Origin of the sequence: Paenibacillus sp. NPDC058898, assembly GCF_049316025.1 — a bacterium.
Taxonomy (GTDB): domain Bacteria; phylum Bacillota; class Bacilli; order Paenibacillales; family Paenibacillaceae; genus Paenibacillus_AQ.
Genome location: NZ_JBMOSM010000005.1, coordinates 83,908 through 108,246, shown reverse-complemented (window position 1 = coordinate 108,246; position 24,339 = coordinate 83,908). Strand labels below are relative to the sequence as shown.

17 protein-coding genes are annotated in these 24,339 nt (G+C 42.8%); all 17 read left to right on the top strand.

What is annotated here, in order from left to right:
* Positions 1-45 precede the first annotated feature (45 nt).
* The 17 genes from ACOZB4_RS15375 (at position 46) to argC (ending at position 24,325) form a co-directional block, all read left to right on the top strand.
* A complete protein-coding gene (locus ACOZB4_RS15375; RefSeq protein WP_213647011.1) occupies positions 46-381 on the top strand; it encodes a flagellar protein FlaG in 336 nt (111 codons plus the stop codon).
* A gap of 14 nt (positions 382-395) precedes the next feature.
* Entirely contained in the window at positions 396-1,850 is a 1,455-nt protein-coding gene (fliD, locus tag ACOZB4_RS15370) for a flagellar filament capping protein FliD (RefSeq protein ID WP_379414391.1), read from the top strand.
* Between the two features lie 52 nt (positions 1,851-1,902).
* The gene (gene fliS, locus ACOZB4_RS15365; RefSeq protein ID WP_379414390.1) at positions 1,903-2,286 is read left to right on the top strand and encodes a flagellar export chaperone FliS; all 384 of its coding nucleotides are present in this window, start codon (positions 1,903-1,905) and stop codon (positions 2,284-2,286) included.
* A gap of 1 nt (position 2,287) precedes the next feature.
* Complete coding sequence (locus ACOZB4_RS15360; protein WP_379414389.1) at positions 2,288-2,650, top strand: hypothetical protein; 363 nt, start codon at positions 2,288-2,290, stop codon at positions 2,648-2,650.
* Positions 2,651-2,666: 16 nt separating this feature from the next.
* Positions 2,667-6,917 (top strand): IPT/TIG domain-containing protein, encoded by a 4,251-nt coding sequence (locus ACOZB4_RS15355; protein ID WP_379414388.1) that lies wholly within the window; start codon positions 2,667-2,669, stop codon positions 6,915-6,917.
* A gap of 63 nt (positions 6,918-6,980) precedes the next feature.
* Entirely contained in the window at positions 6,981-8,081 is a 1,101-nt protein-coding gene (locus ACOZB4_RS15350; protein ID WP_379414387.1) for a glycosyltransferase, read from the top strand.
* Positions 8,082-8,092: 11 nt separating this feature from the next.
* Positions 8,093-10,012, top strand: coding sequence for a glycosyltransferase (locus ACOZB4_RS15345; protein WP_213647005.1), 1,920 nt, complete (start codon positions 8,093-8,095; stop codon positions 10,010-10,012).
* A gap of 30 nt (positions 10,013-10,042) precedes the next feature.
* Entirely contained in the window at positions 10,043-11,791 is a 1,749-nt protein-coding gene (locus ACOZB4_RS15340; protein WP_379414386.1) for a glycosyltransferase family 4 protein, read from the top strand.
* Positions 11,792-11,808: 17 nt separating this feature from the next.
* Complete coding sequence (locus tag ACOZB4_RS15335; RefSeq protein WP_213647003.1) at positions 11,809-12,591, top strand: FkbM family methyltransferase; 783 nt, start codon at positions 11,809-11,811, stop codon at positions 12,589-12,591.
* Positions 12,592-12,697: 106 nt separating this feature from the next.
* Entirely contained in the window at positions 12,698-15,031 is a 2,334-nt protein-coding gene (locus ACOZB4_RS15330; RefSeq protein ID WP_379414385.1) for a hypothetical protein, read from the top strand.
* 362 nt (positions 15,032-15,393) lie between these two features.
* Positions 15,394-15,591, top strand: a complete 198-nt coding sequence (locus ACOZB4_RS15325) for a cold shock domain-containing protein (protein ID WP_009594275.1) — start codon at positions 15,394-15,396, stop codon at positions 15,589-15,591.
* A gap of 197 nt (positions 15,592-15,788) precedes the next feature.
* On the top strand, positions 15,789-16,355 hold the full coding sequence (gene hpf, locus ACOZB4_RS15320; protein WP_076324023.1) for a ribosome hibernation-promoting factor, HPF/YfiA family: 567 nt from the start codon (positions 15,789-15,791) through the stop codon (positions 16,353-16,355).
* Between the two features lie 715 nt (positions 16,356-17,070).
* Positions 17,071-19,584: a preprotein translocase subunit SecA gene (secA, locus tag ACOZB4_RS15315; protein WP_379414384.1), complete on the top strand. Its 2,514-nt coding sequence runs from the start codon at positions 17,071-17,073 to the stop codon at positions 19,582-19,584.
* A 386-nt stretch (positions 19,585-19,970) separates the two neighbouring features.
* A protein-coding gene (prfB, locus tag ACOZB4_RS15310; RefSeq protein ID WP_379414383.1) for a peptide chain release factor 2 occupies positions 19,971-21,084 on the top strand; the annotation gives its coding sequence in 2 pieces (ribosomal slippage) (positions 19,971-20,042 and positions 20,044-21,084; 1,113 coding nt in all).
* Between the two features lie 26 nt (positions 21,085-21,110).
* Entirely contained in the window at positions 21,111-22,016 is a 906-nt protein-coding gene (locus tag ACOZB4_RS15305; RefSeq protein ID WP_379414382.1) for a YitT family protein, read from the top strand.
* Between the two features lie 292 nt (positions 22,017-22,308).
* A complete protein-coding gene (locus ACOZB4_RS15300; protein WP_379414381.1) occupies positions 22,309-22,878 on the top strand; it encodes a GNAT family N-acetyltransferase in 570 nt (189 codons plus the stop codon).
* 391 nt (positions 22,879-23,269) lie between these two features.
* Complete coding sequence (gene argC, locus ACOZB4_RS15295; RefSeq protein ID WP_379414380.1) at positions 23,270-24,325, top strand: N-acetyl-gamma-glutamyl-phosphate reductase; 1,056 nt, start codon at positions 23,270-23,272, stop codon at positions 24,323-24,325.
* Positions 24,326-24,339 lie beyond the last annotated feature (14 nt).

Below are 24,339 nucleotides of genomic sequence, written 5' to 3'. Positions count from 1 at the left end.
TTTCATATAGTAAAGATTTAAATAAGGATACGGGAGGTTATCAGAATGATTGTTAATTCTGGACATAGTTACACTCCACCGTCCCTGATTCCATGGTTCGTAAATCTTGCTGATGAAGCTTCGTTGGACATTGCAACAGTTAAGCCAAAAAACAAACAAGAAAAAACCGTGTCCGAACTTGCAGAACAAGTAAACAAGAAGCTTGAAGAGCTAGGGACGCATATTCAGGTGAAAATCCATGAGAAGACAAATACAATCATGGTTCTTGTAATGAGGGACGAGACAAACGAAATAATTCGGGAAATCCCCAGTGAAAAAATGTTGGATATCATGTTCAATCTTAGCAGTAAAGTTGGGGTATTTCTTGACGAAAAAATGTAAAGGGGGAAACTTCAATGGCAGGTATTTCAAGTCCTACAAGGTTAACTGGGTTTAGCGGAGCTCTGGATACAGAAGGACTTATTAAGAAATTGATGCAAACTGAAAGATTGCCTCTTGTCAATATTCAAAAGAAGAAGCAGCAAGCTCTTTGGAAACGTGAAGATTATCAAAACGTAAATAAAGCAATGCTATCTTTTCGAAATACCATGAATAATCTTCGTTTTGAAAAGAACTTTGAAAAAATAACCGCTACATCCACCAACACTTCTGTACTGAGTATAAGCGCAGGGGGAGCCAATATTGGAACCAGCAATGTTGAGGTGAAGCAGTTAGCTGAGTCAGCAACGATCATAAGCAACAAGCTATCTTACAAGCCAGGAGAATCCATGGGATTGGCAGGCACCATTGATTTGCCTGCATTAGCCGGCGGTAATAATGTATCTATTCAAGTGACGACTGACTCAACGATTGATAGTGTCGTTAAAGATATTAATATGAATTCCGCTACAACGGGAGTCAGGGCAAGTTTTGATGCGAGTAGTGGGCATTTGTTTTTAACGTCTACAACTACTGGTCAAAATGCAAAGGTCCAAGTTTCTGGTAGTTTAGCGGCATCTCTCTTCAGCACAACTGATGCAACAGGGAAAGATGCGAAATATTTGGTTAACGGTACTGAGATCACAGCCAGCTCCAACAACGTCATGATTAATGGGGCACAAGTTTTATTAACCGGAGTAGGGACTGCATCTATTGGTACAAAGGTTGATAAGAGTGGTGTTATCGACGATATAAAGAAATTTGTTGCAGAGTATAATGCTCTTGTTGAACTCTTTAATACTGCAGCCACTACAAAACTTAGTCGTGACTATACTCCATTGACTGATGAAGAAAAGGAAGCGTTGAGTGAGTCCCAGATTGAAAAATGGGAGAAGAAGGCTAGAGAAGGTATTCTTTATAATGATTCGATTCTAAAGGATACTCTTTCTACGATGCGTCAGTCGTTGAACACACCTTTAAATGTTCCTAAAGATCAAATATCCATGCTATCTCAGATTGGCATTACAGTGAACTCAGATTGGCGGGAAAATGGGAAGCTGGAGATCGATGAAGCAAAATTAGAGGAAGCAATAACTTCTAATTTCGAGCAAGTAAAGCAATTGTTCGTAATGACATCATCGGCAGCAGAAGTACCGGGTAAAAGCAATGAGGGCATCGCTGACAGGTTGTATAATGCACTCAATAAGCAAATGGAAGCTATTAAGAAGAAGATCGGTGTAGGTTCAGTAGATACAATAGATGATAGTGTAATGGGTAAACAGCTTAAAGAATTAAATGCTCAAGAAGCCAGATGGAAATCCAAACTGCTGGATATTGAAAATCGCTACTACAAACAATTCACAGCAATGGAAACAGCGCTTCAAAAAATGAATGCGCAACAAGCTTCGTTAGCTTCTTTAATTGGCGGGTAATTATTGTGACTCAACATGACATGAAATAAAATGACTTATGGAGAGGGTTATAATGCAAAACGCAGCACAACAGCAGTATTTAAAGGTTCAGGTTGAGACGGCAAGTCCTGGAGAATTGACGCTCATATTATATAGGGAGATGGTCAAACTTTTGCAGATTGCCAAACAGTTCTATTCACAGAACCAAATAGAAGGCATGAATGCTGCGCTACACAAGGTGCGCGCTATTCTAAATGAATTAATTGTGACGCTCAATATGAACTATGACATTTCCAAGGACCTTTATCAACTTTATGAATTTTATAGTAGGCATATAGCTGAATTCATGATTGAACGTAACGAAAAAATGCTGGATGATACTTTAGAATTCGCCCAAGGAATGGCTGAAACATGGAAACAAGCAGTTCTTTCCTTGAAAAAAGGTGGAAACTCGTAATATGTCTGAGCAAATTCATGAGAGAGCAGAAAAATCCCCTGTTTCATTAGATCGTATTTATGAAATCTATCAAAAAATTTTGATGAATCCTTCATTCCAAACCTACGAAGAGTATGTTACAGAATTGGATTTATTGTACAGAGGGATTGAAGATATGCCGCTTGCTTCATATAAACAATCTAAAGTGATAGAGATTTTCGAAATGCATACGGAAATATCTAAAGTCATTTTAAATGAAAAGGAAATGTTGGGTCAGGAAATTATTTTGTTGAACAAAAAAAAGCAGGCTTCTAATAATTATGGAAATTCATCTTTTCATAATCTAGATGGAGGCGCTTTTTTTGTGGATTTAAAAAGCAAATAATTTAAGGAGGTTTGCAATGAAACGACTACAGAGATTTGTTTGCTTATTTCTTGTTTTAATTGTTGTGGTGGTACAATTCCCGGTTACAGCTGCAGCAAACACAATTATAGGATCTGAAGCAAGCGTTAAAGTAAGCAAGTCTGTTAACCCTGCAGAAATATATGAGGGGGAGACGGCAGAAATCACACTAAACATTCAGGGATCACCTGATGTAAATGAAATTAAGCCTAATGATATTATATTAATTATTGATCGCTCAGGAAGTATGGCCCCAACATACGCTCCTAACAAGGGCGAGGATAAAATGAAAAATGCGAAGGATGCAGCAAAAGGTTTTATCGATTTAGTTGATTTTTCCAAACACAGAGTTGGTATAGTCGATTTTGCAAGCGATGTTAGCTTTACAAGCCTATCTTCAAATCCAGAAGAATTGAAGAGTTATGTTAATAATATTCGCGCAAACGGTGGGACAGGTACTAAAGCAGCTATTGAAAAAGCGCAACAATTACTGAGTCAACATCGGCCAGATGCTCAACCTGTTATTGTTCTTATGACAGATGGCGAAGCAACAGAGCCTTCTCCGAATGATTATGCTCGTCAAGTTGCATTGGAGCAAGCGGGATCTGCAAAGAATGAAGGAGTTGTATTTTATACTATAGCTCTTTTACAACCTGATGAGGACCCACAGACAAGTAAACCCAATCAATTGATGAGAGCTATGGCAACTACATCCCAGCATCATCATTTCGTACTGGGATCTGTTGGGTTGGCTGAAATCTATGCAGCTATTGTGGAAGAAATCGGACTTTCCAGTGCCTATAATGTAGTCGTTACTGATACTGTGGCATCTGAGTTTGAAATTGTCCCTGATTCCTATAAGGATAACATTCCACAACCAGAGGTCTCCGGAAATACTTTGACCTGGAAATTTAATGAGCTTAAAAATGACCTGCTTACTTTTAAATACGAAATTAGACATAAAAGCGGGTCTAGTATAGGCAATCTTTCTGTTGGACAAGATGACATTCATGTGAAATACAATGACTATAAAGGTGTTGCGCATGAGTCAAATATTGTAAACCCTTCGATAAAAGTTTCATATCGTGCACCGGAAATTATATCAGTTATAGAGGATCATGGGAGTATTAACGGAGGAGAAACCGTTACAGTCAACGGTAAATACTTTCTTCCGAATCCAGAGGTTACATTTGACGGAGTTCCTGCAGCCTCTGTGACTTATGTTGACTCCACCAAATTATTAGTTACAGCACCTACCGGTAAGCAAGGACAAGTTGAGCTTAAGGTCACGAATAGTGATGGACAATACGCAAAAGGTCAATATCGATATTTTGCCGATCCTGTTATTGAATCCGTGTTGCCTAACGTAGGCCCGTTGCAAGGAAACAGTGAAGTTACTATTCAAGGGCAGTATTTTATGCCAGGAGCAAAAGTGTGGTTCGGAGACCAGCAAGCAACGGTGGTAAATGTAGCCCCTACTCAAATCCTAGTAAGGACACCCTCATCCGCCGTTGAGCAGACAGTGGATGTACGTGTAGAGAATACAGATGGTACTGAAGCGTTTTCTCCTGATGCTTATACATATGTAGCCAGTCCCAGCCTCACAGCTGTTTCCCCGAATAAGGGGTTAACGACGGGTGGTCAGACGGTTAAAGTTACAGGGGAAAAATTCTTGCCAGGGGCTAAAATATACTTTAATACTACAGAAATAGAAACCATCTATGAATCATCAACCTCCTTGCAAATTACAACGCCAGTATGGTCGAATGCTGGAACGGTTAAAGTAAGAGTGGTGAACCCAGACGGGCAGGAAGCCGAGTTGGCTAATGGCTATACTTATATCTTACCGAAGCCAGAAATAATAAGTATCGACCCAAATCAAGGGTCTGTATTTGGCGGAGTATTGACAACTATTAATGGTAAAGATTTTGTAAGTGGGGCAAAAGTGTATTTTGACAATACAATGATTGGACAAGTTACATTTGTCAACAGTAATCAAGTACTTGTTCGTACACCTGCTTGGGGAAAGGGTGAAGCTGTTGATGTAAAAGTTGTAAATCCAGATGGACAAGATGCAATTGCTACTGATGGATATACTTATGTGTTGCCGGCTGCTCCTGAGTTAGTATCGGTCAAACCTTCAGAGGGGCCAATGGCGGGTGGAACGATCGTTACACTGCTAGGCAACAATTTTCGGACAGGCATCAAAGTATATTTTGGAGACACTCTAATAACGCCTAGCTCGATTACAGAGTCCAAAATTACATTAACAACTCCGAAATGGGCTAAAGCGGAGAAGGTTAATGTGAAGGTCATGGATGCTTATGGTCAGGAATCTATAATTGAAGGAGCATTTGAGTTTATTGCTCCCCCACCACCTCCTGCACCGAAAGTAATAAGTGTTACACCAAATTCCGGGCCGCAAGCTGGGGGCACGTTGGTTAGCATTGCAGGTTCAGACTTTGTTAATGGTGCCAGAGTATTCGTGAACGAAAAGGATGTTACCTCTGCTTCAACTTTTAGCTCCAAGACATTGATTTATTTAAAGATGCCTTCATGGACTAAAGCTGAAAGTGTCAGCATTAAGGTTGTTAATCCGGATCAACAATTTGGTGAATTAGCTAATGCTTTTACTTATGATGCTCTTCCAGCCCCAGAAATTAATTCTGCTAATCCAAACAAAGGTTTGATTTCCGGTGGAACAGTAGTTGTTATTCAGGGTAAAAATTTTGTGAATGGTGCTTCACTAAAACTTGGTGTTAAGGATGTTGCTGTTACTTTCATTTCTTCAACCCAGCTACAATTTAAAACACCTGTTTGGGACACAGAAGGTTCCGTTGACATAACGGTTACGAATCCAGATGGTCAAAAAGCGGTGCTTGCGAATGGCTTTATGTTCGAGCTACCGCCACCACCGCCAGCACCCGAGATCACCAACGTAACACCGAATAACGGGGAATTATCAGGAGGCCTTCTTGTCTATATCAATGGGTCAAACTTTGTTAGCGGTGCTAAAGTGTTTTTCGATACCAAGGAAGTAGCCGCTACTTTTAACAATGCAACGCAACTAATTATTAGGACTCCTCTTTGGAGCCAGGCTGAAAGTGTTGATGTAAAAGTTGTCAATCCGAATAAACAATCGGTTACTGCAACTGATGCATTCACCTATAATCCTCCTCCTAAAAAACCTGAGCCAGTTATAGTATCAATCACGCCGAATGAAGGAGAAACTACTTCTGGGCAGGTTGTTACATTAAAAGGGGAGAACTTTGAACAGGGTACAAAGGTATATTTTAACAGCACACTTACATCAACCACTTTTAATAATGCAACGACAATTCTTGTTAAAACCCCTCAATGGATTGTAGCAGAGAAAGTCGATGTAAGGGTTGTAAATCCGGATAATCAGGAGGCAACATTACCACAAGGATATACTTACATTTTGCCACCACCACCACCAGAGCCGATTGTTGAATCAGTGACACCTCCTGAAGCTCCATTAACAGGCGGAACTTTGGTTACGATAACCGGTAAAAACTTTGTTAATGGCGCTAAAGTGAAATTGAATAATACCAATGTTCCTGTTACTTTTGTTAGCCAAACCCAATTGGTGATCAAAACTCCTGTGTGGGAGCAAGCAGAAACTGTAAGTTTAACAGTAACTAATCCTGATAATCAATTTGGGGTTCTAAATGATGGGTTTAAGTTTGTACTCGGACCGCCGCCTACCATTTCATCTGTAACACCAAGCTCCGCCGTAAATACAGGTGGATCGATTTTGGTCATCGCAGGTTCGAATTTTAACAGTTCAAGCAAGATATACATTAATAATGTTGAGGCGGCAACAACGCTGTTTAGCTCAACTGACTTAAGGGCTAAAGTACCCGCATCTTCCATTGTGGGTCCCGTAGATGTCAAGGTAGTCAATGTAAAAGACGGCCAATTTGCAATTGCTGCAGGAGCGTTCAGTTACACTGCGCCTGCACCAAAACCTGGTCCAACGATTACATCCGTCTCACCTAATACAGGGGCCAAAGTCGGAGGATATATTATAAATGTTTACGGAACCAATTTTGCTAATACAACAAAAGTCTATGTTAACAATGTAGTGGCAGCATCTACTTTTTATAGTGCATCACAAATACTGATTCGTGTTCCTGCCTCTTCTACGACAGGTCCAGTGACAATTAAAGTAGAGAATGCCGATGGGCAGATTTTTGAATTGTTAGACGGGTTCACGTATAACTAATCAGCATGCAAGAACGGGTGTCTTTAAAGACACCCGTTCTATGTCTTATTGCAGGAGGCAGATATGATAGATCATAAGATAAGTGTTTGTATGATTGTGAAAAATGAGGAAGCAAACATAGGGGAGGCCCTGTCATCTGTAAAGCCAATTGCTTATGAGATCATAGTAGTTGATCATGGGTCCATAGATAATACTCGAAATATATCTGAGCAATTGGGTGCTAAAGTGTATACAAGAGAATGGAATAAGAGTTTTTCCGATGCCAGAAATTATAGCATCAGTAAGGCAACGGGAGACTTTATTCTTGTCATGGATGCCGACGAAAGATTAGTTATAAATGAGGAAGCATTAAAAGAAGCATGTGAATTTATGAAACGGAATTCCGCTAGTTCTGTAAGAGTTGAGATTGAAAATATTACAGACAATGGTTCCACCACGTCATGGGTAACTAGATTTTTACCTAATCATTCCGATCTTCGTTATGAGGGCCGTATACACGAGCAGGTTATGCTCAATAAAGGAATAAGTCCTACTTGGGATTCATCGATCAAGATTATACATTATGGATATAAGGCGGATATTTTACAAACAAAGAAAAAAGCAGAAAGAAACATTGAACTATTACAAGAAGAGCTAGAAAATGATCCAAGGGATCCTTATTTGCATTTTCAAACTGGGCGTGCTCATCAACAGGCCTCTAAATGGAAGGAAGCAATTGAATCTTACCTATCTTCTTACCAGCTTATAAATAGAAACGATCCTCCACTATATAACAGTACTTTACTGCTACACATGATTAAATGTTCTGTAGAGTTAAAACAATGGGATAACTTTTTGAAATATGTTTCAGTAGCTCTAGAAATTTATCCGGATTATACCGATTTATATTATATATATGGAGTTGGACTAATAGAGGCAAGAAATATCGATTGGTTTTCACAAATACCTCAAGCGTTTGAGAGTTGCTTGGCCATAGGAGAAGCTGATCAGAAAAAGTACGAGACCACAATAGGCACAGGCACTTTTAAGGCACATTACAATTTAGGCCTCTATTATGAATTGATAGGGAACAGAGAGTCATCGGCTTATCATTATCTTGAGAGTTCCAAGTATGGTTTTCTCCCTGCTAATGAACGTTTAAAATTAATTAATTATAAAGAATAGAGGTTTTAACAATGAATCGTTCTAGAATATCGCTTTGCATGATTGTGAAAAATGAAGAACGTTGCTTGAAAAGATGTTTGGACAGTGTACAAGATTTGGTGAGTGAGATTATTATTGTAGACACAGGATCGACGGATAGAACCATTGAAATTGCAAAGGAGTATACTGATAAAATATACCACTTTCAATGGACTAATAATTTTGCAGAAGCGAGAAACTACGCACTACAGTACGCTACTGGGGATTATATTTTACATCTGGATGCTGATGAGTATATTGGATCCCGACCCGAGAGCCTAAAAGAACCGCTTGATAAAGATTATTACTTTGTGAGAATTAGGAACGATCTTGGTTCTGGATTCGCAGAAACGCATCAATTTGTGCGTTTGTTTCGCAATGATCCAAAGCTACGTTATGTAGGAGCTCTTCATGAACAAGTAGATTTAGAAAAAGTAAAGGATTTACAACCGGATTTAATCGACGCGATTATATATCATGATGGTTATCTAGAGCATGTTGTAAGAGATAAAGTCAAACTTGATCGGAATATGAAAATCATAATGGATGAGGTTGAAAAGCATCCTAATGCTTTTAACTTTTTCAATCTCGGTGTCCAATACTCGCTCGAAAACAAACATGAGAAGGCATTGGAAGTTTTTAAAAAGGCATATAGCATGGGTCAAAATTTTTCATACGCGCCAAGGATCCTTATGTTCATCATGAAATCTTTGTCTGAGCTCAACAGGCATGATGAAGCGTTAAGTGTTGGTAAAGATAGCGCATTGATATACAGCGAACATGCAGACTTTCAATATCGTGTAGGCCTCATTTATGAGCAGCTAGGTTATGACATGGACGCCATCTCCTGCTTTGAGAAATGCTTGGATATTGGTGAGGATAAGAACAGAATTCAATTTAACCATTATGAAGGTACTGCATCTTATTTAGCACATGCCAAATTGGCGGAGCTTTATATGAAAAATGACAGGAAAGATAAAGCACAAGACCATTTTCTTAAGGGTGTGAAGGAAGCTCCGGATTTATTGGCCTTTATTAAAATTTTTACTGATTTGTATCCTCATGTAAAAGGGAAAGAGTTTGTGGATGCAGTTGTAAATATATGGCCTATCAATGAGGTTAAGAGACTCGAACAATTGGTGCTTGCCCTTTACAGCTTGAGACACCCAGCAACATTGGATCTGATAAGCTGCTACAATGTTCATTCATTAACATTGGAGGTGGAAGCTTGGTTCTCAACGGTTAAGGGAGACGAAATTAAGTCAGAAGAGTTGTGGATGAAGGCTGTTGATATAAAGGATCACCATTTTAGAGATTTATTGCTTGTGGACTTTATAAGAAAAGATCCATCAGTTCTTAGACATCATCGTAGTTCATTTAATGTAAGGGATAAGGAATGGAAGTGGTGGGAGAACCTCGTAAGTAAAAGATCAGCGACGGATATTGCAATTACTCGATCAATGCAAGAGCAATGGAGTATGTTATGCGAAGATATAATCCGATTGAATAGATTTGAACTTTTGGAAGAACTGATTAACAGCTCAAATGTTCCGATATTAAGGTATATGATAGCAACTAATTTATATAAATTTGGTTTTGAAGATATCGCATTAGAAGTTGTGGTTGAATCAAATAAACCTGATGAAAACAATCTAATATACGGTTTAGTTCGGAAAATTCTCTTAAACTTGGGGAATTTGGATGATGCAGCTTATTATGCTGAAAAGGCCTATGCACTCCAGAAAGATTTTATTAATGGCTATGAACTTGTAAAAATTAAAATTATACAAAATAAAATGAATGAGGCCAAAGCTATTCTAGAAGATCTGAGTGAATTAAAACCAGAATCCCTTTGGATTATAAACACAGATATAGAAAAATGGGTTGATAAGGCCACGTTACAACATTCATAACTACTTATTAGAAGGGAATAGGCCGCTATAATGTTACAGCAATTAAGTAGAAGAGAATATATTGACCGGAGAGTTCGATTGGATTCGGCCTTGCCGCAAATAGTTGCGAAGGGCTCGATGCAAAGCAGGGAATCAAAAAAAATTGTGTATGTAATGACACATGTAAGTGTATGTGGTGGGGTAAAGATTATATTCGAACACGCCAATCGCCTAGTAAAGGAAGGATGGGATGTAACGATCGTATCTCATTATTCTAGACCAGAATGGTTCCCCATCTATGCAAAGTTTCATCAAATCCCTTTCGGTATTGAGCTGGCGCAAGGTATTCCTGTATGTGATGTCATCGTAGCAACGTATTGGGATCATATCCAGGCCTGTATAGAAACAGGTATAGCCCCTGTCGTTTATTTTGAACAGGGAGATGAACATTTATTTCATATCGATCGTCTGCCGGAAGATGTTCGATTATTTGCAAAAACGCAATTAGAGCTTCCAAGGTTTATTATGACCGTGTCGAATCAGGCAGCTTACTTTCTGGAGAAAAACTTCGGAAGGGAATCCCAAGTTGTACCTAATGCGATTGATCATGAAGTTTTCAATAATACCAAATTGCAAAGTAGTTTCAGTGAAGAAGAATATATATTAATGATGGGCAGTGCAGCAATATCCTTTAAAGGCATTGATATAATTTCAAAAGCATTCCAGAAGGTAAAAGAAAAGAATACTAACATGAAGTTATTTTGGATCACTCCAACTCAGCCCCAAAGTGAATGGATAGGCATCGCGGACCAGACATTTGTAAATCCGCCTCAGGATAAAATTGCTGAGCTGTTTCAGAATGCGTTGGTGTATGTATCGGCATCAGCATATGAATCATTTTCGCTGCCTGTTCTTGAGGCAATGGCAACGGGGTGTCCCGTTATTTCGACCAATAATGATGGAGTAAAAGAATATGGAGAGGATGGAGTAAATTTAATTTACACTGCTATTGGCGATGAGAAGGATCTAGTAGATAAATTAAATTATGTCCTTAACAACCAGGATCTACTAAAAAATTTGTCTGAAAATGGCCTGAGGACTGCAGAAAAGTATAAATGGGATAGAACGATACAAACCTTAGTGAATTATCTAAATGAAGTGGCGACGTTCATTCCGTCGCCAAAATGGTCAGTTGATGACTGGGATATTAAAATAAAAATAGATTGCTTTTTAAGTGAAGATGATCGAATCAAGTTTCAGAGGGCTTTAGACCATGCTTCCGAAGATGAGGTTTACATTCCTGTTATTTACGATTGGATAGAGAATCATCCGATTACAAGATGGGAGATAGCCGCAGTAAAACGAATAAAAAATTCGGATAGTTCGGCTCGAGTTAATGCAATTCTAATAGGGGATAAAGATAGGATTTCTTCAAAAGAGTTAGTATTGGGAGAAGGAATTAGGAACGTTATAAGTGAAAGGTATGACATCGCCCTGGATTTTTTTGTGAGGGAATATTCTAGTCTCCCTGAAGAATGGAAAATGTCATGTACGAAATGGATTATTCTCTGTCTTATAGAACTTAGACGTGATGGCGATGCACTAAATGTAATTAAAGATGCACTAACGGTCAATCCCTATTTTACAGATGTGTACTATTTATATTATCTGTTATTGACGATGAATAATTCACTGACGGAAGCAAGAAAAATATCTGAAATCATTCATATGCTTGGGGAAGACATGAGAGAAAACGAATGGTTTTTCAATTTAAAATCACATATCGAAGAGAATAGATAAAGAGGGGCAGGATTACAATGAACGGGACATATATTGGAAACAACAGGATGTTGGTAAAATTAGCCTACAACGCTTTTCTTATCGTACCTTCTAATGACTTAAGTATTATGCCAACTTTGGTAACCACGGGAATGTTTGAGGTTCCGTTAACTAAGTATTTTTTAAAGCATATTAAACATGGTCAAACAGTAGTTGATATAGGGGCTAATGTAGGCTATTTTACATTGTTGGCTTCTAAATTGGTTGGAGATACAGGAAAAGTGATTGGATTTGAGGCCAACAAAGAACTGGTTTCGATAGTGAAAGATAACCTTGCAATAAACTGGACCACAGAAAATGCAAAAATTATAAATAAAGCTGTGTTTTCAAAAAATACAACACTGAACTTTCATACTTCTGAAAGGTTTAGCGGTTATTCTTCCATTAACACGAAGCCAGAAGATGAAAATTTACTAGATACATACACTTCATCCGAAATAGTTGCTGTTTCGTTGGATTCAGAGCTACAGGATGTCGGAATGATTGATCTTATGAAGATTGATATTGAAGGTGGGGAGTATCAGGCGTTTTTAGGAATGATGGAATTAATTGAGGAAAAGGTAGTGAAGAAGATTACTTTTGAATGGAATAAACCAATGCTTGGAGATGAAGCAGAACCATTTCTGTTGTTAATAAGTGACTTGCTCAATCGTTTAGGTGGCCGGCTTTATTATATCGACCAAGAAGGAAACCCAGTTACTACTACTTTAAAAGAACTCTCAAGTACGGATTTTTACCCTTTTGCTTTACTGGAGTTTTAAAAGAGATACCCTTTTGAAAATGTGAAAATTTGTATGGACAGGGATAGTATTGAATGTTAAATTACTAGTATAAAAGAACTAATATAATACTAAAGGAGGATAAAAATTGAAGAAAACTAGTAATTTATTACTGATTCTATCTCTGTTTTTAAGTTTAGCTTTTATCAACCCGGCAGTTGTCAACGCAGCATCTCAGTATACTGGGGGGCTACTGGATGGAGAGACGGTACAAATTGGATCTTCCGTAGGACAATCATCATCTCTAGCTACACAATTGACAGACAATGATCCATCGACCTCAGTAGTTCTTGCTAACGGCAATCTCGCTTGGTACACGTTTCCTGCCCCAGTTGAGATTTCTTCGGTCATTGCAAAATATACTAATCCAGTAGCGGTTGAACTTTATGATGCAAACAATAACCTGCTGCAAAGATACGAACTATTAAGCAGTGATGGAGTTCAGACGCTTCCGGCTCCGGTACAAAATGTTTCAACAGTTGCGTTGAAATATACGGGAGCCAATTCGAGAGTTTACGAGTGGAATGTGTTTACAACACCACTAACAGCTCCGTTGCCAACAGCGATTACCTGGATTCAAGGCGGTGATCAGGTAGCGAAACTGGAATGGACGGCAAATGGAGCAGAGTCGTACAATGTTAAGCGTGCTACTTCTCCAGGTGGACCTTATGCAGTAATTGGGAATGTTAAAGGAACCTCTTATTCTGATAACACTGTAACCAATGGAACGACATATTATTATGTAGTCTCTGCGGTAAATCAGGCAGGGGAAAGCAGCAACTCGCCTGAGAAGAGTATCAAAATTGATGCCACGAAGTACACGGGAGGTTTGCTTGATTGGGTTACTTTGCAAGTAGGCAAATCGATATCCAGTCCGACAGGAACTACACGAGAACTGACGGATAACAATATATCTACTACAAAGGTCATAAGCAATGGGGAATTTGTGTGGCATACTTTCCCTGCCCCAGTTGAGATTTCTGCGGTCATTGCAAAATATACGAATCCAGTAGCGGTTGAGTTTTATGATGTAAATAATAACTTACTGCAAAGATACGAACTATTAAGCAATGATGGAGTTCAGACGCTTCCGGCTCCGGTACAAAATGTTTCAACAGTTGCGTTGAAATATACGGGAGCTAATTCAAGAGTTTACGAGTGGAATGTGTTTGCGGCTCCATTAACAGCTCCGTTGCCAACAACGATTACCTGGATTCAAGGCGGTGATCAGGTAGCGAAACTGGAATGGACGGCAAATGGAGCAGAGTCGTACAATGTTAAGCGTGCTACTTCTCCTGGTGGACCTTATGCTGTAATTGGGAATGTTAAAGGAACCTCTTATTCTGATAACACCGTAACCAATGGAACGACATATTATTATGTAGTTTCTGCGGTAAATCAGGCAGGGGAAAGCAGCAACTCGCCTGAGAAGAGTATCAAAATTGAGGCAACGAAGTACACGGGAGGTTTGCTTGATTGGGTTACTTTACAAGTAGGCAAATCGATATCCAGTCCGACAGGAACTACACGAGAACTGACGGATAACAATATATCTACTACTAAGGTCATAAGTAATGGGGAATTTGTGTGGCATACTTTCCCTTCCCCGGTTGAGGTTTCTGCGGTCATTGCAAAATATACGAATCCAGTAGCGGTTGAGTTTTATGATGTAAACAATAACCTACTGCAGAGATATGAACTATCTACCAATGATGCAGTTCAGACCCTCCCAGCCCCAGTACAGGATGTGTCGACAGTTGCGCTGAAATATACGGGAGCTAATTCGAGAGTTTACGAATGGAATGTATTTGGGAAAGGCGGGGAATTGCCTCCAGAGGCACCGTTAAATTTAGTTGCAACTGCTGGTAATAAAAACGTTGTTTTACATTGGAGCAGTAGTTCTATCAATGCCGCTACAAACTTTAATGTAAAGCGAGCGACGGTATCTGGTGGACCGTATGCTATAATTGGAACCGTAACAGGCAGTACTTACAGTTACACAGATAGCAATGTTATTAATGGCACTACATATTATTATATTGTTACCGCGGTTACTGCAGCAGGTGAAAGTGGCGATTCAAATGAAGCTTCGGCTACACCGAAGGCAGTAAAACCTCCCGTTCCGGGCGATGGTCAAGAAGGAGAGCGGGCATTGCTTCGTCTTATCCTCATAAACGGCATCGATAGAGAGTACGATTTATCCATGACGGAGGTCAATGCCTTCATTAACTGGTATGAAGAACGCGCCAATGGGATTGGAACGACTATGTTTGGTATCAATAAGTACAATAATAATAAGGGGCCATTTGTCAGTCGTAAGGATTATGTTTTCTATGATAAGATTGTTACGTTTGAAGTGAATTCATATGATACGGGGACAAGTGTACCGGAAACTCCACCCTATGATCCGGGTGCCCATTAAGACGACTGGTGTTTAAAATAATTTATGCTCTTGGCGATGCAGATGGCGTTGCCAAGAGCTTTTTTGTATAGTTCCATTTTCGCTCTTTAAGAATCTGTACCTTTGTATCATTTAAGTAGATTTTTTTCCAAAGGAACATGGTTCATGACATTTATTATAGGGTAAATAACCATAAACCTATTTTGTCCGCAAACTATTTTCGCTCGCTAACTCAGTCATAAAGCCGAGTCGACATTTTTCCGGTTTTTTTGCAAAAGAAAACCTTTTCTTTGGTAATTGACACTGGATAAGGCGGGTGCTATAGTCGGAAATGTGGACAATTAGTGTCACACTTTATTTGACAATGAAGGGAATGTTAGTGCATGCAAGGTAAAGTGAAATGGTTCAACGCAGAGAAAGGTTATGGCTTCATCGAGACTGAGGACGGCGGCGACGTATTCGTACACTTCTCCGCGATCCAATCCGAGGGCTTCAAGACTCTGGAAGAAGGACAATCCGTAGAATTCGAGATCGTTGAAGGCGCTCGTGGCCCGCAAGCAGCTAACGTAATCAAATTATAATCATCCCGGCACAGCCGACCTACATAAACGGTATAGATGGTTAACAATTCGAGATTCGCTAGCCCAAGACTCCGGTTTGTCCGGAGTCTTTTTCTGTGCGCCGTTCCCTGAAGAATATTGTGCTAAAATTCACAATTCTGACTTTTTACATAGCCTTAACAAAATGCTATAATGAAGGTGCAAAGGAGGAGTGCCCAATGCAATTCACTATCCGAGGTCAACAAATTGAAGTGACCGATGCTTTGAAGGATTATGTTGACAAGAAGCTCAGCAGGCTAGATAAGTATTTTGATGCACCCCCCACCTCCGAAGGATATGTCACACTGAATGTCATTCGAGGATTGCACACAGTGGAAGTGACCATTCCGCTCACAGGCGTGGTACTGCGTGCGGAAGACCGAAGCGACGATATGTACGCTTCAATTGACGCTGTTGTGGACAAGTTGGAACGTCAGATTCGCAAGCACAAAACCAAGCTGAACCGTAAGATCAGACAAGAGGGCGGATTGAAAACGCTCATTGCGACGAACGGAGCAGCGGCAACCAGTCAGATGGAGGCAGAGCAAGTCGAGTATGACGATGACAGTTACGAAGTTGTCCGTACGAAACGTTTTACCATGAAGCCGATGGACGTGGAAGAAGCGATCCTGCAGATGAACATGGTAGGCCATAATTTCTTCGTATTTTCCAACATTGACACACAGGAAGTAAATGTCGTTTACAAGCGTGATGACGGCAAGTACGGATTGATCGAGCGGGATTAAGCTTAAGCGGCATTCCAAGCGGAATGCAGAAGCAGCTGGACCTGATTCGAATTTTAAAATGGTGAAATGAAATTGAAATGTAAGATGAGCCTTCATCCGTGTAAGCGGGTGGGGCTCTTTATTTGGATGTATACGTTTTTGATGCGGTAGGCTTCGTAAAGATGGTGGTATTTGATGGTAAACCCATCCGAGTATGTTGAATAGTGCAACCATTATTTTAATGAGATGACTCATAGCGGACTTCGGAGCCGTTTCTTAAACAGCTTCAGGTATAACGTCTTAAGGACTTCCTATATAAGAGGATTCGCGTTCGGTTAGCCATGATTGAAGAGCATCACCGGGGCGGAGTCTTTGTTATTTCTGGACAATGGGAGATGAATATTTCACACTTATTTAGATGTGGTGTTTTGTTTGTGAAATGAATATAATTCCATTGTTTAAAGCTGGGTAAATGCTCGACGCAACTTTTTTGAGCCTTCCCGCGTCTCATAGAGTAGGGCTTCACGTAACAGACATCTCTTGTGATAGCACATATTGTTGCGGCATCCCTTACAAACTGTTACAATTTATGCAAACCCTCATTTTATGGGACGGGCTTTTTAGCCTGCATGAAATGGGACCATCATAAGGAATCAATGAATCGATTTCATCATTTAACCCTTTGGCATTTAATGAAGTTGATTCTATCACTTGTTTTGCACGAAAGGGGTTAACCATGCTAGGACTTGTCAAAAAGATTTTCGGCGACACCAACGAGCGTGATGTCAAACGTCTCATGAAGACGGTCGATGTAATCAACAAACTGGAACCGGATTTTGAGAAGCTCTCCGATGAGCAGCTGCAAGCCAAAACCGAAGAGTTCCGTGCACGGATCGAGAAAGGTGAGACGCTGGAGGAATTGCTTCCTGAAGCGTTTGCGACAGTTCGTGAAGCTTCCAGACGGACACTTGGCAAGCGTCACTATGACGTGCAGCTGATTGGAGGAATGGCCCTCCACGAAGGCAGAATTGCAGAGATGAAGACCGGTGAAGGTAAGACCCTTGTAGGTACGCTGCCGGTTTACTTAAATGCCCTGCTTGGCAAAGGTGTTCACGTTGTAACGGTCAATGATTATCTGGCGCAGCGTGACAGCCAAGAGATGGCGCAAATATATAATTTCCTGGGAATGACGGTCGGGGTTAACCTGAGCGGTATGGAACACCCGGATAAACAGCAGGCGTATGCTTGCGATATTACGTATGGTACGAACAATGAGTTTGGCTTTGACTATCTGCGGGACAACATGGTCCTCTACAAAGAGCAGATGGTTCAGCGTCCGCTCTATTTCTGTATCATTGATGAAGTGGACTCCATCCTGGTTGACGAAGCGCGTACGCCGCTTATCATCTCGGGACAAGCTCAGAAATCGACGGAGCTGTATTTTGCAGCCGACCGCTTTGTGAAGCGTCTGACTGCGGAAGAGGATTATACGGTAGACATTAAGGTCAAATCCGTGGCCCTAACCGAAAAAGGCGTGGCACTAGCGGAGCGTTCTTTCGGTATCGACAACCTGTATGACCATAACCACGTAACATTGAACCACCACATTGTACAAGCGCTGAAAGCGAACGTGATCATGCGCCGCGATGTGGATTACGTTGTTACCGACGACGAAGTGGTTATCGTTGACGAATTCACGGGACGTCTGATGGCTGGACGCCGTTATAGCGACGGTCTCCACCAGGCGATTGAAGCGAAGGAAGGCATCGAGGTTCAGAACGAGAGTATGACCCTTGCAACGATCACCTTCCAGAACTACTTCCGGATGTATCGCAAGCTGGCAGGTATGACTGGTACGGCGAAAACCGAGGAAGAAGAATTCAAGAAGATTTATGGTCTTGAAGTGCTGCAAATTCCTACGAACAAACCGAATCAGCGTGTCGACATGCCGGATGTGGTTTACAAGAGCGAAGAGGGCAAGTTTAAGGCGGTTGTAGCGGAGATCGTAGAACGTCACAAAAAGAACCAACCAATTCTGGTAGGTACAGTTTCCATTGAGAACTCCGAGCGTTTATCGGAGCTGCTGAAGCGCAAAGGCGTCCAGCATAAAGTTCTGAATGCGAAGTACCATGCGGAGGAAGCGGAAATCATCTCACGCGCCGGTCAGCCGGGATCAGTAACGATCGCGACAAATATGGCGGGACGCGGTACGGATATTTTGCTTGGTGAAGGCGTACAGGATATTGGCGGACTTCACATTATCGGTACAGAACGTCACGAATCGCGCCGGATCGATAACCAGTTGCGTGGTCGTGCCGGTCGTCAGGGTGACCCGGGGTCAACTCAGTTCTACCTGTCCCTCGGCGATGAGCTGATGAAACGTTTTGGTACAGACAACGTGCTGAATATGATGGACCGTCTTGGTTTTGAAGAAGATCAGCCGATCGAGAGCAAAATGATTACCCGTGCGGTTGAATCCGCGCAGAAGCGGGTAGAAGGCAACAACTTCGACATGCGTAAAGTCGTTCTCCAATATGATGACGTCATGAATCAACAGCGTGAGATCATCTACAAACAGCGCCGCGAGATCTTGGAGTCCCAAGACATTAAGCAAATCGTTGTAGAGATGATTAAGCCGGTCATTGATCGTGTTGTGCAGGCTCACTGCAGCGATGATATTCCGGAGAACTGGGAACTGCAAGAAGTGGCAGACTACGTCAACAGCAAGCTGCTGGACGAAGGTTCCGTCACTCGCGAAGATCTGTGGGGCAAAGAAGCCGAAGAGATTACCGAGAATATCTTCGAGCGTGTGATGAAGAAGTACGAAGAGCGTGAGCAAGCCATCGGCGAAGAAATGGTACGCGAGTTCGAAAAAGTTATCGTGCTGCGTTCGGTGGACAGCAAGTGGATGGATCATATCGATGCGATGGACCAGCTGCGTCAAGGTATCCACCTCCGTGCATACGGCGGTACCGATCCGCTTCGCGAATACCAATTCGAAGGCTTCGAGATGTTTAATGCCATGATCGCGACGATCCAGGAAGAAGTGGCGACGTACATCATGAAGGCCCAAATCGCGACTAACCAGGAGCGTCAAGCCGTTGTGGACGAGAATAAAGTCTCCACGAACAGCAGCAGCGAGCCTGCGGAGAAGCGCCCAGTCCAGGTGGCTGAACAGATCGGCCGGAATGATGCATGTCCTTGCGGCAGCGGCAAGAAGTATAAGCACTGCCATGGACAGAACGCTTAAGCGATTTAGCCAAGTGGCGATGGATAGAAGAAAAGCATCTATCGATGTGTTTTCACAGAAGCAAGACCGCGTTTAGAGGATATTTTTCTTCTTGTGATGATCGAATTTGATCGGCATTACTGTAAACTTCGATCATCCTTATATAGCCCGTCCAGGTTATGGGCGCAAACTTTTCAACTCCCTTAAGAGCGGCAGATGAACCGGGTGACTGTGGTCTATTCCACCGTGATCCGAAATCACTGCTGCGTTTAAGGGAGTTTATCTGAATAAACAGCGAAATATTTTGTGAAGCGATGTGACGTGGATTTTCTCTTAAATGGAACGTTTTCCATGCAGGAGAGGGTATACTGAAATTATTACATGTAGATAAGAAAGGACGAGGACTCATGATCGATCCAAGTGTGAAGCAGGACCTGCGTGAAATTAGCAAGAAACTAACCAATCTTAGGGGGTCTCTTTGACTTAAGTTTAAAGCAGGAGATGATTGAGAACTTTGAGGAGAAGATGGCAGCCCCAGATTTCTGGGATGACAATGAGAAGGCTCAGGCGCTTATTACCGAGATGAATGCCGTGAAGTCATCGGTGGATCACTATCAGAAGCTGCAGGTGGATTACGATGATGCCGTCGTGATGATCGAGCTGGCGGATGAAGAAGGCGATGACTCCCTTGCAGGAGAAATCGGAGAAACGATCAAGGACCTGGTTGGACGTGTAGCAGAGTTTGAACTCCAACTGCTGTTGAACCAGCCTTACGATAAAATGAATGCCATCCTTGAGCTGCATCCGGGCGCGGGGGGAACCGAGTCTCAGGACTGGGGCCAAATGCTGCATCGCATGTATACGCGTTGGGCGGAGAAACGCGGCTTCAAGGTAGAGACGCTGGATTACCTGCCCGGGGATGAAGCGGGAATCAAGAGCGTGACACTACTCATTAAGGGCTACAATGCTTATGGGTATTTGAAGGCCGAAAAAGGGGTGCATCGCCTGGTTCGCATCTCCCCGTTCGATTCTTCCGGCCGTCGCCATACCTCATTTGTGTCCTGTGACGTCGTTCCTGAGATTAACGATGAGATTGAACTGGACATCCGGACGGAGGACCTGAAGATTGATACTTACCGTGCGAGCGGTGCCGGTGGTCAGCATATCAATACGACGGACTCGGCCGTACGGATCACTCACTTGCCAACAGGAGTGGTTGTAACCTGTCAGAATGAACGGTCCCAGATCAAGAACCGTGAGCGTGCGATGACCATGCTTCGTTCCAAGCTCTATGAGCGCAAGATCGAAGAGCAGCAGAGGGAATTGGCGGAAATTCGCGGCGAGCAGTCCGACATCGCGTGGGGCAGCCAGATCCGTTCGTATGTATTCCATCCGTACAGCATGGTGAAAGACCATCGTACACAGGTGGAGACCGGTAATATAGGAGCCGTCATGGACGGGGATCTGGATGCTTTTATCGATGGATATTTGCGCAGTCAGATCAAGCTGGAAGTCGAGTAGGACGTTGAGGAGAGATTTGAAGAGTTATGGCGCAATCCGCTGGTAATCCATCGATTAACAAAAGAAAAAGAGAACCCCTGATTCCGATCAACGGTCCCCTTCGACAGACGGTGGACACCGTTTTTATCATCATCGGCTCCTTTATTATGGCGCTGTCATTTAATCTGTTTTTCCTGCCCAACCACATCGCCTCTGGCGGTGTGTCCGGATTGTCCGTTCTTGTGCAAGCATGGCTCGGCATTGAACCGGCATTTACGCAGTGGGCGCTGAATATCCCCTTGTTTGTGCTTGGCTTCTGGCTCCTTGGACGCGATTACGGCATCCGTTCCCTGCTGGGAAGCGTGATTTTGCCGTTGTTCGTCTTTTTGACCAAGGACTGGCCGATTCCAACCTCCAATCCGCTCTTGGCTTCCATCTATGGCGGGATCGGCGTCGGAATCGGGATGGGACTGGTCTATCGCGGCAGGGGTTCAACTGGTGGATTGACCATCGTGGCTCAGCTTTTGCAAAAATACAGCGGCCTCAGCTTTTCCGTCTGCGTCGTGCTCTTGGATGCGATTGTGATCTCCTCGGCAGCCCTCGTGCTGTCACTGGAGCAGGCGTTGTATGCTCTCATTGGACTGTACGTGACAGGCAAAGTGATTGATGCCATTGAGCTGGGCTTTAGCTTCACCAAGGTGGCTTACATTATATCCGATCATACGGAGCCGATAACGAAGGCCATTCTCGTGGATCTTGACCGTGGACTAACCAAGCTGACCGCAGAGGGAGGCTATACGGGTGAACACCGGACAGTTCTGATGGTCGTAGTCGGACAAAGTGAAATTCCCCGGCTGAAAACGGTGGTGCAATCGGTGGACCCGAATGCGTTTGTCATCATTAGCAATGCCCATGAGGTATTGGGTGAAGGCTTCCGCAATATTAAGGCGTAACACAATAGAAGCGATGTCGAGAGGTTCTCGACACACGAAGAGGCGGTGTATATCACCGTCTCTTTTTTTGTGGAATTATAGAATCGATAAGGTTTCAGCAAAGCTGAACCATTCGTTATCGTAAGAAAAACTCCCTCTAAACGCGGTCTGTCATTTGTGAAGGACGCCGATAGTCGTTTTTCTAATGGAATCGGCTTTTCGGTGGGGGCTGATCGATGACCTTGAATTTTTCTTTATTTTTCTAGTAAAGAGCATATAATGGTATCTAATATTGTTCAGGGGGTGGAGGATTGTGGAAATCGAACAGATCTTTGCTAATTTGCCGGTGCTGGAAACCGAGCGCCTGCGGCTTCGCAGAATATCGATGCAGGATGCGGATCAGATGTATGCCTATGCCTCTGATGATGAGGTTGCCAAGTACGTAACATGGGAAACCCATCGCTCGATCGATGACAGTAAGAAATTCATCCAGTTTATACTAGTCCAGTATGCCAAGCATGATATTGCCCCTTGGGGGATCGAGCTGAAGGAGAGCGGGCGTTTGGTGGGGACGGTGGATTTTGTGTGGTGGAAGCCCGAACAGCAGAGTGCCGAGATCGGTTACGTACTTGCGCGGGATTGTTGGGGACAAGGTCTTATGACGGAAGCAGCCTCCGCGTTATTGAAACTCGGATTTGGCGAAATGGATCTTGTGCGCATCCAAGCTCGTTGCATAGAAGGGAACATCGGCTCTCAGCGTGTCATGGAGAAGATCGGCATGTCCTATGAGGGGACGTTGAGGAAGGGGATCAAGATCAAGGGTCAACATTGGGACCTCAAATTGTATTCCATTATAAAAGAAGAATATGAATCGACTCTTTAGACATTGAAGGCGATTGGTATTCATTTGCAAATGGGGACCAAATTTGAATAATCCATTGTATTTATATGAATACAGTCGTATAATAATACATATTTATGAGACGGATAAAGTCAATGAATACCTGACGAAAGCGTCGTTTTAATGCAGGAGACAGAATACTTCCGAACAAGATCATCACTAGCCTGACTGCTTCACGATGGAAAACCATATCAAGAGCATCAGCAGTCACTTGATTTCTATGGCTTACCACGTCAAGGGCAGAGCTCAGGGGGCAATGTGAATCGATCGGAGGATGGAAACGGATGGGCATGACGTAGAGATGAAGGGAATGGATGAATGGGACCTTGCATAAGGTCCTTTGGCTGTTCCTTGGGGAGAGGGATGAGGATAAATGACGGACACAAACACAGTAAAAGTTGCTATTGTTGGATCTACCGGTTACGGTGGCGTGGAACTGATCCGGTTGCTGCAAGCACACCCGCGCGTTGAGATTACATCGGTAATCTCTTCATCGACTGCAGGCGTACCGATATCGGACGGTTTTCCGCATTTGACGAATATCATGACCCGGAACCTGGATGGTGTTAATCCAGCGGAAATCGCGGAGGTGGCGGACTTGGTGTTCGCGGCCACACCTTCGGGCGTTAGTGCCAAGCTGGTGCCAGAGCTGCTGGATGCGGGCCTGAAGGTCATTGATCTCTCGGGAGATTTTCGCTTGAAGGACGGAGCAGTGTATGAACAGTGGTATAAGCACACGGCTCCGAGTGCGGAACTTTTGGAGAAGGCTGTATATGGCCTATGCGAAGTGTTTGGCGAAGAGGTCCACGATGTGGATTTCATCTCCAATCCGGGCTGTTATCCGACAGCAACGCTGCTCGGGCTGATTCCGGCAATTAGTGCGGGATGGATTGATGCCTCTTCCCTTATTATCGATGCCAAATCCGGCGTGTCCGGTGCAGGCCGAGGAACGAGTTTGATGACGCATTATGCCGAAATTAACGAGAATTTTAAAGCCTATAAGGTAAATAAGCACCAACATATTCCCGAGGTTGAGCAGATATTGACTCAGGTAGCTGGCGAACCGATTACGGTTACTTTTACAACCCATATGGTCCCGATGACGCGGGGAATCATGACCACCATGTATGCCACGCTGAATGGCCCTTATACGGAAGAGGATTTCATTGAGCTGTATCGCCAGTATTTCAAGGACCGCCAGTTTGTGAGAATCCGTGACTTGGGCGTATGGCCTGCGACAAAAGAAGTCACCGGGTCGAACTTCTGCGATATCGGATTTGCGGTGGATGCGCGTACGAACAGAGTGACCATTATATCGGTCATTGACAACGTGGTGAAGGGTGCGGCCGGGCAAGCGATCCAGAACCTGAATTTGATGATGGGATGGGAGGAGAGCCTCGGACTTACGTTTACGCCGATTTATCCGTAAGCGGCTGGGGATAC

Coding starts and splice junctions, on each gene's coding strand:
- ACOZB4_RS15305 (WP_379414382.1), top strand. CDS start 21,111: ATGGCGCAATCCGCTGGTAATCCATCGATTAACAAAAGAAAAAGAGAA.
- fliD (WP_379414391.1), top strand. CDS start 396: ATGGCAGGTATTTCAAGTCCTACAAGGTTAACTGGGTTTAGCGGAGCT.
- ACOZB4_RS15375 (WP_213647011.1), top strand. CDS start 46: ATGATTGTTAATTCTGGACATAGTTACACTCCACCGTCCCTGATTCCA.
- ACOZB4_RS15325 (WP_009594275.1), top strand. CDS start 15,394: ATGCAAGGTAAAGTGAAATGGTTCAACGCAGAGAAAGGTTATGGCTTC.
- ACOZB4_RS15345 (WP_213647005.1), top strand. CDS start 8,093: ATGAATCGTTCTAGAATATCGCTTTGCATGATTGTGAAAAATGAAGAA.
- argC (WP_379414380.1), top strand. CDS start 23,270: ATGACGGACACAAACACAGTAAAAGTTGCTATTGTTGGATCTACCGGT.
- hpf (WP_076324023.1), top strand. CDS start 15,789: ATGCAATTCACTATCCGAGGTCAACAAATTGAAGTGACCGATGCTTTG.
- ACOZB4_RS15355 (WP_379414388.1), top strand. CDS start 2,667: ATGAAACGACTACAGAGATTTGTTTGCTTATTTCTTGTTTTAATTGTT.
- ACOZB4_RS15360 (WP_379414389.1), top strand. CDS start 2,288: ATGTCTGAGCAAATTCATGAGAGAGCAGAAAAATCCCCTGTTTCATTA.
- secA (WP_379414384.1), top strand. CDS start 17,071: ATGCTAGGACTTGTCAAAAAGATTTTCGGCGACACCAACGAGCGTGAT.
- ACOZB4_RS15335 (WP_213647003.1), top strand. CDS start 11,809: ATGAACGGGACATATATTGGAAACAACAGGATGTTGGTAAAATTAGCC.
- ACOZB4_RS15340 (WP_379414386.1), top strand. CDS start 10,043: ATGTTACAGCAATTAAGTAGAAGAGAATATATTGACCGGAGAGTTCGA.
- ACOZB4_RS15350 (WP_379414387.1), top strand. CDS start 6,981: ATGATAGATCATAAGATAAGTGTTTGTATGATTGTGAAAAATGAGGAA.
- fliS (WP_379414390.1), top strand. CDS start 1,903: ATGCAAAACGCAGCACAACAGCAGTATTTAAAGGTTCAGGTTGAGACG.